Annotated in this window: 12 protein-coding genes; 4 read left to right on the top strand and 8 right to left on the bottom strand. The window is 73.3% G+C overall.

Going from position 1 to position 15,302, the window contains the following annotated elements; genetic code table 11:
- Window positions 1-397 precede the first annotated feature (397 nt).
- Window positions 398-1,057 carry an ACT domain-containing protein gene (locus tag G443_RS11840; protein WP_026417163.1) on the top strand — a complete coding sequence of 220 codons (660 nt, stop codon included), beginning with the start codon at window positions 398-400 and terminating at the stop codon, window positions 1,055-1,057.
- A gap of 65 nt (window positions 1,058-1,122) precedes the next feature.
- On the opposite strand, the gene G443_RS11845 is transcribed toward G443_RS11840, so the two are convergent.
- From G443_RS11845 to G443_RS11860, 4 genes are all read right to left on the bottom strand, one after another.
- Entirely contained in the window at window positions 1,123-1,644 is a 522-nt protein-coding gene (locus G443_RS11845) for a GNAT family N-acetyltransferase (protein WP_026417164.1), read from the bottom strand.
- Window positions 1,645-1,759: 115 nt separating this feature from the next.
- A complete protein-coding gene (gene ligA, locus G443_RS11850; protein WP_051313420.1) occupies window positions 1,760-3,838 on the bottom strand; it encodes an NAD-dependent DNA ligase LigA in 2,079 nt (692 codons plus the stop codon).
- Window positions 3,839-4,189: 351 nt separating this feature from the next.
- On the bottom strand, window positions 4,190-4,897 hold the full coding sequence (locus G443_RS11855) for a hypothetical protein (protein ID WP_035291263.1): 708 nt from the start codon (window positions 4,895-4,897) through the stop codon (window positions 4,190-4,192).
- A gap of 106 nt (window positions 4,898-5,003) precedes the next feature.
- Entirely contained in the window at window positions 5,004-6,077 is a 1,074-nt protein-coding gene (locus G443_RS11860) for a methionine synthase (protein ID WP_081715188.1), read from the bottom strand.
- A gap of 154 nt (window positions 6,078-6,231) precedes the next feature.
- Between G443_RS11860 and G443_RS11865 the strand changes: the two genes are divergently transcribed.
- Window positions 6,232-7,119, top strand: coding sequence for a serine/threonine dehydratase (locus tag G443_RS11865; RefSeq protein ID WP_026417167.1), 888 nt, complete (start codon window positions 6,232-6,234; stop codon window positions 7,117-7,119).
- Between the two features lie 72 nt (window positions 7,120-7,191).
- Here G443_RS11865 and mnmA read toward each other — a convergent pair whose 3' ends face one another.
- Both mnmA and G443_RS11875 read right to left on the bottom strand, forming a co-directional pair.
- Window positions 7,192-8,289, bottom strand: a complete 1,098-nt coding sequence (gene mnmA / locus G443_RS11870) for a tRNA 2-thiouridine(34) synthase MnmA (protein WP_026417168.1) — start codon at window positions 8,287-8,289, stop codon at window positions 7,192-7,194.
- A gap of 3 nt (window positions 8,290-8,292) precedes the next feature.
- Window positions 8,293-9,528, bottom strand: coding sequence for a cysteine desulfurase family protein (locus G443_RS11875; RefSeq protein WP_026417169.1), 1,236 nt, complete (start codon window positions 9,526-9,528; stop codon window positions 8,293-8,295).
- A 633-nt stretch (window positions 9,529-10,161) separates the two neighbouring features.
- On the opposite strand from G443_RS11875, the gene G443_RS11880 reads away from it, so the two are divergent.
- Window positions 10,162-11,325 (top strand): helix-turn-helix domain-containing protein, encoded by a 1,164-nt coding sequence (locus tag G443_RS11880; RefSeq protein ID WP_245588687.1) that lies wholly within the window; start codon window positions 10,162-10,164, stop codon window positions 11,323-11,325.
- A 342-nt stretch (window positions 11,326-11,667) separates the two neighbouring features.
- Here G443_RS11880 and G443_RS11885 read toward each other — a convergent pair whose 3' ends face one another.
- On the bottom strand, window positions 11,668-12,627 hold the full coding sequence (locus G443_RS11885) for an electron transfer flavoprotein subunit alpha/FixB family protein (protein ID WP_026417171.1): 960 nt from the start codon (window positions 12,625-12,627) through the stop codon (window positions 11,668-11,670).
- A gap of 24 nt (window positions 12,628-12,651) precedes the next feature.
- A complete protein-coding gene (locus G443_RS11890) occupies window positions 12,652-13,434 on the bottom strand; it encodes an electron transfer flavoprotein subunit beta/FixA family protein (protein WP_026417172.1) in 783 nt (260 codons plus the stop codon).
- A gap of 271 nt (window positions 13,435-13,705) precedes the next feature.
- Between G443_RS11890 and G443_RS11895 the strand changes: the two genes are divergently transcribed.
- Window positions 13,706-15,286 (top strand): 1,4-alpha-glucan branching protein domain-containing protein, encoded by a 1,581-nt coding sequence (locus tag G443_RS11895; protein WP_051313425.1) that lies wholly within the window; start codon window positions 13,706-13,708, stop codon window positions 15,284-15,286.
- Window positions 15,287-15,302: the final 16 nt, after the last annotated feature.

Raw genomic sequence — 15,302 nt, forward strand, 5'->3', positions numbered from 1 at the left:
GAGAACCCCCTGATCGTGGTTCGCGATGGTGGACAGGGAATGACCTCGCCATTCTATGGGTGGGCGGGTCCCACCCCGTACCGGCCCGCGTCCACCGCCACGAGCGTCGGGAAGGGGGCTGACCGGCCGGCCCCGCCATCACCCGTCCTCGTCGAGCTGCCAGACTGGACGGGTGGACGGCCCCGCCCCAACACGCGCCCGAACAACGGGTCACGGCGATTTCACACGAATTCGCGGCGGGGGCCTTTTCCGCGTTGACGGCGAGTGGGATGCTTGATCGACAGCGCGGGCGGCGATCCCGTCCCAGGGCGCTGATCTGTCACCATTCGGCGGCGACGTGCCGTGCACCGCGCGGGCGGCGAGGTTCCGCGCACAGTAGCAGGAGGCTGTGGATTCAGTGTCCTTCCTGATCCGCGTACAGCTGCCGGACGAGCCCGGCAAGCTGGGCGCGGTGGCCACCGCTCTGGGAGAGGCGGGGGCCGACATCCTCAGCGTCGACGTGGTGGAGCGCGGCTCCGGCGTCGCCATCGACGACCTGGTGGTCGAACTGCCCTCGGGTCGGCTGCCGGACGTGCTGATCACCGCCGCCGAGTCCATCGACGGCGTCGAGGTCGACGCGGTCCGCCCCTACGCGGGGGTGCTCGACACCTTCCGCGAACTGGAACTCGTCGAGGACATCGCCTCCGATCCCAGCACCGGTCTTGACGTCTTCGTGCAGGGCGTGCCACGGATCGTCCGCTCCGGGTGGGCGATGATCGTGGGCGACAACGGCGAGGGCGCGTTCCGCCTCGCCGCGAGCGCCGCCGCACCGGAGACCAGGGCGCTGCGGCTGCCGTGGTTACCACTGGACCACGCCGCCATCCTGGACGGTGAGGAGGAGTGGGTGCCGGCGACCTGGCGGGAGCTGGGCACCGAGCTGGCGGCCACCCCGCTGGGCAAGCCGGACCGGGTCCTGCTCGTCGGGCGGCCCGGCGGGCCGATGTTCCGGGCCTCGGAGCTGGCGCGGCTGGCCCACCTCACCGGCATCGTCGCGACGATCCTCGTGGACGGGCGCTAGCCCGGCCGGAACCCAGACGGGCGGCCGCTGGCCGCCCGCTGGTCGTCCGACGTCCCGAACGCTGCTCAGTTCCCCCCGCCGAGCGGGTGTTCGAAGGACAGCAGCCGGATTCCGTCGACCGACCAGTCCCGTGCCGGCAGGCGGCGGAAGCCGAGGCGTTCGTACACCCGGTGCGCGGTGGTCATGCGCTCCTGGGAGCAGCACACCACCCGTTCCACGCCCAGTTCACCGGCCCTGGCCAGCACCGCCCTGGTCAGGGCCGCTCCCACCCCGCGCCCCCTCGCCTCGGGGCGCACGGCGAGCATCCGGAACTCGAGTTCGCCGTCGCGGGCCATCTCGGCGAAGGGGGTGCCGGCGGCGGCGACGGTGACGGTGCCGAACACCCGGCCGTCGACGACGGCGACGAGGAGTTCCGCCTCCCGGTCACGGCGGCCGGTGTCCCGGAGCTCCTCCGCGTACTCCTCGTTGCCGACGAGGAACCGCTCCTCGTCGTAGGCGGCGACGGTGAGCTCGCCCACCTCCGCCAGTTCGGTCGCCAGGGGGCGACGGATCACGGGTAAGCCGCTGTGCACCATGCTCCGCATCATCGTTGTCCTCGTTCCGTGCCTACCGGCAGGTGTGGGGTCGGCCGGCGCCGGACCCGTGTCCGGCCGGTCCTGGTCCTCAGCCGCCCGGGAACGACCCGGGCGGTACGGGCCCGGGTCAGTCGGCGGCGTCCCCCGACTCGTCGGCGCGCTCGGCCAGGGCCGCTGCCGCGTCCGGCCCGTCGTCGAGCAGCACCCGGAAACCGGGTTCCCGCAGCACGGGCACGCCCAGCTGAACCGCCTTGTCGTACTTCGACCCCGGGGAGTCACCGACGACCACGAAGGCCGTCTTCTTGGACACCGATCCCGCCGCCCGGCCGCCCCGGGCCATGATGGCCTCCTTGGCCTCGTCACGCGACAGGGTTTCCAACGAGCCCGTGACCACGATGGACAGCCCCTCCAGATGGCGGGGGACGCTCTCGTCCCGCTCGTCCTCCATGCGCACCCCGGCCCGCCGCCACCGGGCGACGACCTCGCGGTGCCAGTCGACCGCGAACCACTCGCGGACGGAACGCGCGATCGCGGGGCCGACGCCGTCGACGGCGGCGAGTTCCTCCTCGGAGGCGTGCTCGATGCGGTCCACCGTGACGAACTCGCGCGCCAACGCCTGCGCGGCGGTGGGTCCGACGTGCCGGATCGACAGGCCGACCAGGACCCGCCACAGCGGCTGCTCCTTGGCCGTCTGAAGGTTGCGCAGCAGTTTGTGCCCGTTCGCGGACAACTCGCCGGCCTTGGTGCGGAACAGGTCGACCCGGAGCAGGGTGTCGGCGGTGAGGTCGAACACCTCACCCTCGTCCTCCAGGACGCCGGAGGCCAGCAACGCGGTGGCCGCCTCGTAGCCGAGCACCTCGATGTCGAAGGCCCCGCGCCCGGCGAGGTGGTGGAGCCGTTCCCTCAGCTGCGCCGGGCAGGAGCGGGCGTTGGGACAGCGGATGTCGACATCGCCCTCCTTCTCGTACCGCAGTTCCGTACCGCACTCGGGGCAGTGGGTGGGCATCGTGAACTCGCGCTCCGTGCCGTCGCGGGCCTCGACGACCGGGCCGAGCACCTCCGGGATGACGTCCCCGGCCTTGCGGATCACCACGCGGTCCCCGATGAGCACCCCCTTGCGGCGGACCTCGTCTCCGTTGTGGAGGGTCGCGAGGCTGACCGTCGACCCGGCGACCTTCACCGGTTCCATGAGCGCGAACGGGGTCACCCGGCCGGTGCGGCCGACGTTGACCCGGATGTCCACCAGCTTGGTGGTGGCCTCCTCCGGCGGGTACTTGTAGGCGATCGCCCAGCGGGGCGCCCGGGAGGTGCTGCCCAGGCGCCGTTGGAGGGCGACCTCGTCGACCTTGATCACCACGCCGTCGATCTCGTGCTCGGCGTCGTGGCGGTGTTCGCCCCAGTAGGCGATCTCCGCGCGGACCTGCTCCACGGTGTCGAGCACCTTCGCGTTCGCCGAGGTGGGCAGGCCCCAGGCCTCCAGCGCCGCGTAGGCCTCGGACTGGCGGGTGGGCTCGAAACCCTGCCGGCGGCCCATCCCGTGGCTGATCATGCGCAGCGGGCGGGTGGCCGTGACCCGGGGGTCCTTCTGCCGGAGGGAGCCCGCCGCCGCGTTGCGGGGGTTGGCGAAGGGCGCCTTGCCCGCCTCGACGAGCCGGGCGTTGAGCTCCGCGAACTCGGACACGGCGAAGAAGACCTCGCCCCGGACCTCGACGAGGGCGGGCACGGGGAACTCGTCGCTCGGGCTGAGCCGTTCGGGGACGTCCCGCATGGTGCGCACGTTGAGGGTGACGTCCTCACCGGTGCGACCGTCACCCCTGGTCAACGCCCTGACCAGCACGCCGTCCCGGTAGAGCAGGTTGATGGCCAGCCCGTCGATCTTCAGTTCGCACAGGTAGTGCGCCTGGTCCCCGACCTCGCGGCCGACGCGGTCCGACCAGGCGGAGAGCTCCTCGTCGTCGAAGGCGTTGTCGAGGCTCATCATCCGTTCGAGGTGGTCGACGGCGGTGAAGTCCGTGGAGAACCCTCCCCCGACGGCCTGCGTCGGCGAGTCCGGGGTCGCCAGGCCCGGGTGGTCCTCCTCCAGGCGGAGCAGTTCCTGCCAGAGCCGGTCGAACTCGCCGTCGGCGATGGTGGGCGCGTCGAGGACGTAGTAGCGGAACTGGTGCCCTCTGATCTCCTCGGCAAGCCGCTGGTGGTGCTCACGCACCTCGGTGGGAACGTCCTCGACGCCCTGCCGCTCGGCGACCTCCGGCTGGTCGACGGTCGTCGGCGAGGCCGGGTCGGCGGCGACCGGGCTGGACGTCGCCGGGTTCACGGGTTCCTGGGGCAGCTCGCTGGTCACGCGAAGAGGCTAGAACGAGCACCTGACACCGGCTGGGTGACGTCGGGGCGAGCCGCCGCGCGGGTCGACGCGAGCGGGGTCCGCCGGGCCTCGGGTCGGGCCCGTCCCGGCCCGGGGAGGGGCGGCACGCCCGGCCGAGCTCTCGACGAGCTCACCGGCACACCCGGGCCGGCCACCCGGGTTCGGCCGGCCGTGGGGCGGGGCGGGTGACGCGGATCAGGTGGGTCGACGCTGGCTCTCGTCCAGCTCACGCACCATCTCGCGGAACTCGAGCAACCCGATCGCTCCGTGCGGCTCGCGCTCGGCGGTCTCGACCCGGCCGAGGCGGTCGGCCGCCAGCCGCTCCCCGAGCGTGGCGTCCAGGGGGAGGAAGGTCATGGCCGCCTTCGCGGCGTCGGCGAGCTCGGCCATCAGGGGGTGGAACACCGCGACGTCGACCAGCCCCGCGGACTCGTCGACCAGCGGAGCGACCCGGACGTCGGCGAGTTCGATGCGGTGGGCGCCGAAGTTGACGGTGACACCCGTCGGGTCGGGGACCGGCGGAACCGCGTCGTGGTATTCCCAGATCGCGCTCTGCGGCGGCGCGGCGGCCATCCAGGCGTCGGTGTAGGTGCGCAACGCGGGGTCGCCCTGGCCGCTGATCACCAGCGCGTAGATGGCGTGGACGCCCCGCTCGACCGAGAAGTGCAGGTCGGGGTGCAGCAGTTCGACGGCGGAGCAGAGTTCGTGCTCCACGCGGTGGGGTTCGCCGTCACCGAGTGCGGAGCTCAGGACCGGCAGCAGTTCCTCCCAGCGTCGCCAGAAGGCCGCGGCCGCCACCTCGGGTTCGGCGCCCGTACTGGACGGATCACCGTCGGACAGTTGGTCGCCTGGGTCGGGTTCGGAGGACCAGACCCGGCGGAGGAACCTCTTCACAGCGCCCATTGTGCGCGACCTCGGCGCCGATGGCACCACCCTGTCGTGCGGCCCGCCCAACTCGTCGGCCGTGTCACCCGTTCCGGTCGCCGCGCCCTGGTCCCCGTCCCGGGCCTCACCCGCCCCAGCTCTCCGGCGGCTCGACGAAGGCACGTCCGAGGTCCCGCACCAGGGTGAGGGCCGTCCGCGCCCAGTCCCGCGTCGCGCCGGCCAGCCCGCACGCGGTGGCGGGGACCAGCAGGTCAGCCAGCCGTGGCCGGGCGAAGCCGAGGCGGTCGGCCACGGCCAACGCCGGTGCCGCGGCGGACCGGAGGTCGAGCGGACCGGTGGGCGGGGTGCCCGGGACCAGGCCGAGGGCCAGCCTCGTCCCGCCGTCCCAGGTCTCGCCGAGCTCGTCCCAGAACGCGGTGTCCGCGCCGTCGAGGGAGGCCGCGTCGAAGGACACGACGTCCACCCCGGCCTCGGCGAACAGGCGCACGGGAGGACGCCGGGCGCAGCAGTGGGCGAACACCGGCGCGCCGGTCACCTCCCGGGTCGTCTCGACCACCTCGTGGAGGAGTCGGACGGCGTCCGGCTCGGAGACGGCGGACACGGTCCCGTACCCGGAGGGGGTGGGCAGGCTCCCCCGCAGGACCGCCGGCAGCGTGGGCTCGTCGAACTGCACGACCAGGTCGGCGCCGGTGCGGGACCGCAGCTCGCCGAGGTGATCCCGCAGTCCCTCCAACAACGACTCGGTGAGGTCCCGCAGTGCCCCCTGGTCGGTGAGGACCCGGTGGCCCCGGGGGAGTTCCAGCCCGGCCGCGAGCGTCCACGGGCCCGCCACCTGGACCTTCAGCAGGGGCGGGCGGTGCCCGGCCTCCTGGAGCGCCTGGTCCAGCCCGTCGAGGTCCCGGTGGTGGAGGTCGACGGCGCGCCGGTGGTCCGCCCCGGGGCGTCCGGTGAGGCGGTAGCCGGAGGGCACCGATTCGAAGGGCATGCTGACGAGGAGCCCGGCCGCGCGGCCGATCAGGTCGGCGCCGAGTCCCCTGGCCGGCAGTTCCGGGAGGTGGGGGAGGTCGGGCAGTTCCCCCAGGACCGTTCTCGCGGCCTCCACGGGGTCGGTGCCGGGCATCGACCCGACGGCGGTGGCCGTGCCGGCGGGCCAGGGGGCGGTGCGAGCTGCCGAGTTCACGATCGCACTACCTACCATCCGGCGGGAACCACCGGAAGGGCGGCCCCCGCCCCCGGTTGCCGTTTCCCGGCGGCGCGCCTGGCAGAGTGTGCCGATGAGCACCAGCCAGTCCGCCGGTCATCGCGCCTCCGCGTCCCGTCCCGCCCGGTCCGGGCCGGTCCCCACCAGGGAGATGGTGTGGGCCGCGGCCAGCCGCATGCGCCCGTACCTGCGCCGCACCCCGTTGCTCCGGGTGGAGGTCGATGGGCGTCCCCTGGTGTTGAAGTTGGAGCACCAGCAGCTGACCGGCTCGTTCAAGCTGAGAGGCGCGCTGAACGCGCTGCTCGCGGGCGACCGGCCGCGCCGGGTGGTCACGGCCTCGGGCGGCAACCACGGCCTGGGCGTGGCGACGGCGGCCCGGCTGCTCGGGGTGCCGGCCGAGGTGTACGTGCCCACGACCGTTCCCGACGGGAAGGCGCGGCGGATCGAGGCGACCGGGGCGACCCTGGTCCGGCACGGGGACCGGTACGCGGAGGCCGCTGCGGCGGCCGTGCTGGCCGCCAGCGGCGAGGGCGTGCGGTACGTGCCGGCCTACGACGACCCGGAGGTGGTCGTGGGCCAGGGGACGGTCGCCGCCGAGGTCGTGGCGGACCTCCCCGAGGTGGACACGGTGGCGGTGGCCGCCGGAGGTGGTGGGCTCGCGGCGGGGACGGTGCTCGCCGTCGGGCCGGAGCGGACGGTGGTGGCGGCGGAGCCGGTCGGCTGCGCGTCGCTGGGCCACGCGTTGGAGGCCGGCGAGCCGGTGGACGCCCCGGTGAACTCCGTCGCCTCGTCAGCGCTGGGGGCGACCCGCGTCGGGGACCACCCCTTCGCGGTGCTCGGGTCGGCCGAGAACCTGCGGTCGGCGCTCGTGGAGGACGCGCGGCTGTTGGCGGCGCGGGACCGGCTCTGGGAGGAGTTCCGCATCGCCGCCGAGCCGGCGGCGGCAGTTCCCTTCGCGGCCTGGCTCGACGGGGACGTCCCCGGCCGGCTGCCGTGCGTGGTGGTCTGCGGCGCCAACACCGACTGGGCCCCGGCCTGACGGTCCGCGCGCCGCGCCGTGGGCGGTGGGCCGGCTCCGAGGGGTCCCGTCCCAGCGCCCGGCGGGGTGACCTCAGGAAGTGGCGCTGATGCGGCCCGCCCCCAGCACCAGGTCACCGGCGTCCGCGTCCGGCCGGTACAGGACGGCGACCTGCCCGGGAGCCACCCCCCGGACGCTGTCCCGCAGCCTGATCCGCACGCGGTCCCCGTCCCGTTCGGCCACCGCCGGGGCGACGCCGCCGTGCGCCCGGATCTGCACGACGCACTCGACCAGCCCGTCCAGCGGCCGCCCCGTCGGCCACACCGCGTCGTCGGCGACGATCTCCGTCACGGCCAGCCGTTCGGAGGCGCCGACCCGGACGGTGCCGGACACGGGTTCGAGCGAGAGCACGTAACGCGGGCGCCCGTCGGCCGAGGGGCGGTCGAGCCCCAGGCCCTTGCGCTGCCCGACGGTGAAGCCGTGCACCCCGCCGTGCTGGCCCAGCACCTCCCCCGTCTCGTCGTCCACGAGGTCACCCGAGCGGTTGCCGACCCGGGCGTCGAGGAACGCCCGGGTGTCGCCGTCGGGGATGAAGCAGATGTCGTGGCTGTCCGGTTTCCTGGCCACGGCGAGGTCCTGCCGTTCGGCCTCGGCGCGGATGTCCGGCTTCCGCGTGTCCCCGACCGGGAACAGCGCGTGCCGCAGCTGGTCGGGGCGGAGGGAGGCCAGGACGTACGACTGGTCCTTGTCCGGGTCCACCGCCCGGCGCAGCTCGACGCCCGCCCCGTCGGCGGTGGGCGCGATCCTGGCGTAGTGGCCGGTGCAGACCGCGTCGAAACCGAGGGCCAACGCCTTCTCCAGCAGGGCCTCGAACTTGATGCGTTCGTTGCACCGCATGCACGGGTTCGGGGTCCGCCCGGCCTCGTACTCGGCGACGAAGTCGTCGATGACGTCCTCGCGGAACCGCTCGGCGAAGTCCCAGACGTAGAAGGGGATGCCGAGGAGGTCAGCCGCGCGGCGCGCGTCGCGGGAGTCCTCGATGGTGCAGCACCCCCTGGCCCCGGTGCGGAGGGTGCCGGGTTTGGCGGAGAGCGCCAGGTGCACGCCGACCACGTCGTGGCCGGCCGCGACCGCCCTCGCCGCGGCCACCGCCGAGTCCACTCCCCCACTCATCGCCGCCAGGACTCGCAAGGTTCACACCTCCGCCGAAGTTCGCAGTGTCCGTCCGCCGCGCCGCCGCGCCCCGGCCAGGCCCGCGCTGCGCGCCCGGGCCACCACGGGCCCGATCGCCTCCCGCACCGCGGCGATGTCCTCGGCCGTGGAGGTGTGCCCCAGCGAGAAGCGCAGGGAGCCCCGCGCGGTGGCCGGGTCGGCGCCCACGGCGAGCAGCACGTGGCTGGCCTGGGCGACGCCGGCCGTGCAGGCCGAGCCCGTGGAGCACTCGATGCCCTTCGCGTCGAGGAGCATCAGGAGGCTGTCGCCCTCGCAGCCCGGGAAGGTGAAGTGTGCCAGCCCCGGCAGCCGCCCCGGGTGGGGCCCGGTGGCGGGGCCGTCGCCGTCCCCGTTGAGCACCGCGTCGGGGACGGCGGCGCGCACGGCGGCGACCAGGTCGTCCCGCAGGGCCGCGAGCCGGGCGGCCTGTTCCCGCTGTTCGCCGACCGCCTCCCGGACCGCCACGGCCAGGGCGCTGATCGCCGGGACGTCGAGGGTCCCGGAGCGGACGTCCCGTTCCTGCCCTCCTCCGTGCAACAGCGGGGTACACGAGGTCTGCCGGTCGAGGAGGAGCACGCCCACGCCGGCGGGGCCCCCGACCTTGTGCCCGGTCAGGGTGAGGGCGTTCGCCCCGCTGGCCGTGAAGTCGACCGGGACGGCTCCGACCGCCTGCACGGCGTCGGTGTGCAGCGGGATCCCGTGCGCGGCGGCGGTCCTGGCGAGGTCGGGGACGGGGTTGACCGTGCCGATCTCGTTGTTGGCCCACATGACGGTGGCCAGGGCCACCGCGTCCGGGTCCTCGGCGATGGCCTCGGCCAGGACCTCGGCGTGCACCCGCCCGGTCGGGTCGACGGGCAGCCAGGTGACGTCGGCGCCCTCGTGGTCGGCCAACCACTGCACGGCGTCGAGCACGGCGTGGTGTTCGACGGCGGAGGCCAGGATGCGGCGCCGGCGGGGGTCCGCCGCGCGGCGCGCGTGGAAGATCCCCTTGACCGCGAGGTTGTCGCTCTCCGTCCCACCGCCGGTGAAGATCACCTCGGAGGGGCGGGCGCCGAGGGCGTCCGCGATCGCCTCCCGGGACTCCTCCACGGTGCGGCGGGCCCGACGACCGGAGGCGTGCAGCGACGAGGCGTTGCCCAGGGTCAGCAGCGCCGCGCTCATGGTGGACACCGCGCCCGGTCGCATCGGGGTCGTCGCGGCGTGGTCGAGGTAGGCCATCGTTGACCCAGCCTAACGGGGGTCGCGGGCCGCTCGGCAGGCACGCGACGGCCGACGGGGGCGAGGCGGGTCACCCACCGAGGGTGGGACGGCCCCCGCCCGACGCGGAACCGGACTGGGGCCGCCGACTGGGTTGGGGGAAACAACGTTGCTCGGGCGTGATGATTCATCTTCCGAGTCTGTCGGGCACCTCACCCTCTCGGTCGGCAGACACCGCTCCTCGATGTCGCCGGATGCGGCGAGGCAACCCGCACCCCCGAGGAGGGGGACAACCCGTGGCCGGCCGAGCGTGTGACCTCACCCGACCCGGCCTCCGCTCGCCCGCCGGCCCGTTACCGCAGTCGGCCGAACTGACCGGCTGCGCGGACTGGCACCGGCGGGCGTGAACCAGGGCGGAGCACGAACGGAGCACGAGCGGAACGCCCGCCCGAGCCATCAGGAACGGCAAGAGTCGAAGTCCGGCCTGCTTCATGAACCGCGCGATGGAACCTGGACGAGCTTCTTTCGCTCCGCTCCCCCGTGGGTAGCCTGTTCGCGAATCCCCGCCCAACGTGACCGCTACACGCGACCAGGTGGAGGCACCGGCGGGGACGATTCCGGGGAGAAGAGGGAATCATGCCCGACTTCGGACGGATGTTGCGGCGCCTGCGCCAAGAACGAGGCTGGACACAGACCGAACTAGCACGCCGTGTGCACGTCGGGCAATCCGCTCTCAGTCGTTACGAATCCGGGCGCTCGCAGCCAAGTCCTGATGTCGTGGAAGCACTCGCCGAAGTCCTGGGAGACGCACTACGCACCGCCGCACCCGCAATGGCCCTCAACCAGGTCGACGGTGGCGCTGGTGATGCGCTCGCCGCGATCGAACTCGCCCGCCGCGTCGAAGCCTCCGATGTTGGCGACAGCACTCTCCAGCAGTTGGAGGAGGGGTTCGACCAGATGGCCATCGCCTATTCGTCCGCCGCTCCGTCGCTGCTGCTACCTCAGGTCACCAGTCACCTCGGGTACGTGTCCGAACTGCTGGACGGCCCCAAACTCTCGCTGTCCGCACACCGGCGGCTGGTCGTTGCCGGGGCCTGGTACTCCCTGCTGGCCGCGACGATCCACATCGACCTGAACCAACACGACGCGGCCACGGCCAGACTCCGTGCGGCAGCGTCACTGGCGAGACACGCTGGTCATGACGAGATCCGGGCATGGGCGGCGGAGACCGAGGCCTGGCGTCAGCTCACTGCCGGCCAACTACGTCGCGCCTACGACCTCACGAAGGCCGCGCGGTACCTCGCTCCGGTCGGTTCGTCGATTCATGTCCAGGCCACCGCCCAGCAGGGCCGCGTGCTCGCGCGCCTCGGTGATTCCGAGAGTACCTACCACGCCGTCGACTCCGTGAACTCCCTAGCTGCTGATCTGCCGACGCTCGACGCGGACGAACGGGAACACCATTACCGGTACGACGGAACGAAACGCCGCGCCTACACCGCGACCACCCTGTCGTGGCTGGGAGATCCGGCAGCAGCGGGACACGCTGAGCATGTGATCGACCAGTTGACACCGAAAGCTGGTGAGTCAGGCCGATGGCCCAGGAGACTCGCCAGTGCCTACCTGGATCTGGCTTTGGTGCAGGTGAAGACTGGAGAGGTCGACTCGGCGGCCGACTCCGCGCTGACCGCGATGCGTACGGGCAGCGTCGTGCCCTCCAACTTCTGGCGGGCTGCCGAAGTCGTGCGCGCGGCCGAGGCTCGCCGGATGCCGCAGGCTCGGGAACTTCAGGCCGCCTACAGACTGATGACCCAGAGCTGACGGCACTATGCGCGCTATGCGACCACGACGCCCTTAGGCCTATTACAAGGTTAATCGTCCGCTGGGCTCACCTCCTCCTACGCGCCCGCCCGGATCAGCCGACACCGACACCGGAGCCGCGAAAGGCGCCCACCCGTCCCCGGTCAGTACGGACTCGATGACATCCGTGGCAGGACGAGCCGAGGGGCGTTCGCCCGGCTCGGGGTGGGCTCACGTCGTGAGCGCCCGTTCCCCGGCGAGCGGGGCGGGAGCGGGAAGCACCGACCGCGTGCGCACGACGTGGCCCCGGGCGGCGGGACGCCGACCGGGGCCACCGGGGTGCTCGTCACCGAGCGGCGGGCGTCAGCCGCGCCGCTTGGCGACCTCCTGCGACAGCTGCGGCGCCACGGTGAACAGGTCGCCGACCACGCCGAAGTCGGCGATCTCGAAGATCGGCGCCTCCGGGTCCTTGTTCACGGCCACGATCGTCTTGGAGGTCTGCATGCCGGCCCGGTGCTGGATGGCCCCGGAGATGCCGAGCGCCACGTACAGCTGGGGCGACACGGTCTTCCCGGTCTGGCCGACCTGGAACTGGCCGGGGTAGTAGCCCGAGTCGACCGCCGCCCGGGAGGCTCCGACGGCGCCGCCGAGGGCGTCGGCGAGTTCCTCGACCACCGAGAAGCTGTCGGCGCTGCCCACACCGCGCCCACCCGAGACGACGACCGACGCCTCGGAGAGTTCGGGGCGGTCACCGGCGACCACGGGTTCGCGTCCGGTCACCCGGACCGGCTTGGAGGCCTCCGCCACGGGCACCTCGACCGCTTCCTCGGTCGCCGCCCCCTCGGCCGCCTCGGCGTCGATCGCGCCGGGTCGCACGGTGATGACCGGCGTGCCGGTGGTCACCTTCGACTTCACCACGTAGGCGCCGCCGAACACCGACTGGGTGGCGACGCCGTCGGCCGCGATGTCGTCGACGTCGACCAACCACCCCGATCCGGTGCGCAGCGCGACCCGGCCGGCGATCTCCTTGCCCTCGGCGGTGGCGCTGACGAGCACCGCCGCCGGGGAGGTCCGCTCGGCCAGCAGGGCGAGCGCGTCGACCTGCGGCGTGACGAGCAGGTCGGTGGCGGTGTCCGACTCGACGACGTACACCTTGGCGGCGCCGTGGCCGGCCAGGCTCTCCCTGATCTTCGCCGAGGTGCCGGGGGCGCCGACCACCACGGCCGAGGGCTCACCGAGCCGGCGGGCGGCGGTGAGCAGTTCCAGGGTGGACTTCCTCACGGCACCGTCGACGTGGTCCACGAGGACCAGGACTTCGGACATGACTGCCTTCCTCTCCTCGTTGGGTCAGACGAGCTTCTGCGCTGCCAGGTACTCGACGATGCGCACGCCACCGTCGCCCTGGTCCTCGACGCGCTCTCCGGCGCCGCGCGGGGGCTTGGGTGCCGACTCGACCACCGAGGTGAACGCGGCGGCCAGCCCGACCTCGGAGGGGTCGATGCCGAGGTCGCCGAGACCGAGGGTGGTCACCGGCTTCTTCTTGGCCGCCATGATCCCCTTGAACGAGGGGTAGCGCGGTTCGTTGATCTTCTCGCCGACGCTGACCACGGCGGGCAGTTCGGCGGCGAGGTGGGTGATGCCGTCCTCGGTCTCCCGCTCCACCCGGACCTCGGTGCCCTCGACCTCGACCCGGCGGGCGTGGGTGAGCTGCGGCAGCCCGAGGAGTTCGGCGAGCATGGCGGGGATGGCGCCGGCCCGGCCGTCGGTGGCCTCGTTGCCCGCGACGACGAGGTCCACGCCCTCGATCGTCCGGATCGCCGAGGCGAGCACCTTGGCCGTCTGGATGGTGTCCGAGCCGTGGAGGGCGGCGTCACTGATGTGGACGGCCTCGTCGGCGCCCATCGACAGCGCCTTGCGGATGGCATCTGTCGCCCGGTCGGGGCCCATGGAGACGACGGTGACCTTGCCGCCGTGGGCCTCCTTGAGCAGCAGCGCCTCCTCGACGGCACGCTCGTTGATCTCGTCGATGACGGCGTCCGCCGCGTCGCGGTCGAGGGTGTGGTCGGTGTCCGTCAGCTTCCGCTCGGACCAGGTGTCGGGCACCTGCTTGATCAACACGACGATGTTCATGGTCTCCATCGACCTCCTGCGGGTCACGGGGTGTTCGCGCACGGCGGATCAGTTGGCATGACCCTGCCAGGTCGGCACCCCCCTGGCACAGTGGCACTGTCCGTCACCTGGTGGACATCAACACCACTCATGTTACTCACCGGTAGCTTCTCGCGGTGACGAGCGGCACGCCACCAGACGTGACGGTGCTCACTGCCTCGTTCCGGGTGCCGTCACCACCCCGCCGGTCGACCGGGCCGGGCCGGTGATCTTCTGCCGGTACGGTGACCCGATGAGTACGACCGCGCGGCAGCCGATCGGCAGTGTCTGCCTGGTCCTGCACAGCCACCTCCCGTGGCTGGCCCACCACGGGCGCTGGCCCGTGGGCGAGGAGTGGCTGCACCAGGCCTGGGCCGCCAGCTACCTCCCCGTGCTCGACGTCGTCACGCGCCTCGCCGAGGAGGGGCGGCGCGGCCTGCTCTCGCTCGGGGTCACCCCCGTGCTCGCCGCGCAGCTCGACGACCCGCACTGCCTCCGCGAGTTCCACTCCTGGCTGGGGAACTGGCAACTCCGCGCCCAGTACGCCGCCGGCCGCTGGCGCGGCCACGACCCGGCGCTGCGGGAGGTGGCCGCCGCCGAGTACCGGCGCTCGGCGTGGGCGCTGGACCGCTTCGAGTCGCGGTGGCGGCACGGCGCCAGCCCGGTCCTGGCCGGGTTGCGCTCGGCCGGGGCGCTGGAGGTGCTGGGCGGGCCGGCCACCCACCCCTTCCAACCGTTGCTGGGTCGCCGGCTGCGACGTCACGCGCTGCGGGTGGGGTTGGCCGACGGCCGGCACCGGCTGGGCGGGACGCCGGGCGGGATCTGGGCGCCCGAGTGCGGTTACGCGCCGGGCATGGAGCACGACTACGCCGCCGAGGGCGTCACCCACCTCGTGGTAGAGGGCGCCGCGCTGCCGGACCTCGCGGGGGACGACATCCCGGTGCGGCTGCTCGGGGACTCCGAGGTCGTCGCCTTCGCCAGGGACACCGAGCTGTCGCTGCGGGTGTGGTCGGACGACGGATACCCCGGGCACGCCGACTACCGGGACTTCCACACCTTCGACCACCCGTCCGGTCTGAAACCGGCCAGGGTCACCGGGCGGGACGTCGCCCCGGAGGACAAGCTCCCCTACGACCCGGCGCGCGCCCTCCACCGGGTCGGCGAGCACGTCGACGACTTCGTGACCTCGGTGCGGGACCGGCTGCTCCGCCAGGCCGAGGCCACGGGTCGGCCCGCGACCCTGGTGGCGGCGTTCGACACCGAACTGTTCGGGCACTGGTGGCACGAGGGCCCCCAGTGGTTGGAGGGGGTGCTGCGGGCGCTGCCGGAGGCGGGGGTGCGGGTGCGCACGCTGGGCGAGGTGGTGGCCGAGGACGAACCGGGGCCGGCCATCCAGCCGCCGCCCTGCTCCTGGGGCGTCGGCCGGGACTGGCGGGTGTGGAACGGCGACCGCGTCGCCGACCTGGCCGCCGCCAACCGGGAGGTCGAACGGCGGCTGGTCGACCTCAGCGACCGGCACCGCACCCCCTACCGCGACCCGGTGCTGGACCAACTGGACAGGGAGGCGCTGCTGGCGGTCTCCAGCGACTGGGCCTTCATGGTCACCGGCGACTCCGCAGCCGACTACGCCCTCCACCGGGCCCACGAACACGCCGGGCACTTCCACCGGCTGGCCGACCTCGTCGAGCGCGGCGACCGGGCCGAGGCGACGCGCCTCGCCGAGCGGCTGCGGGGACACGACGGCCCCTTCGGCCACCTCGACGCCCGCGACCTGGGCGCCGCCGACCGTTCCGTGAGGTCGTTCCCGCCGTCGGTGGTGGGCCTGACGGGCTGATCCACCACCCTGACCG

This window comes from Actinoalloteichus caeruleus DSM 43889 (assembly GCF_000429185.2).
Taxonomy (GTDB): Bacteria; Actinomycetota; Actinomycetes; order Mycobacteriales; family Pseudonocardiaceae; genus Actinoalloteichus_B; species Actinoalloteichus_B caeruleus.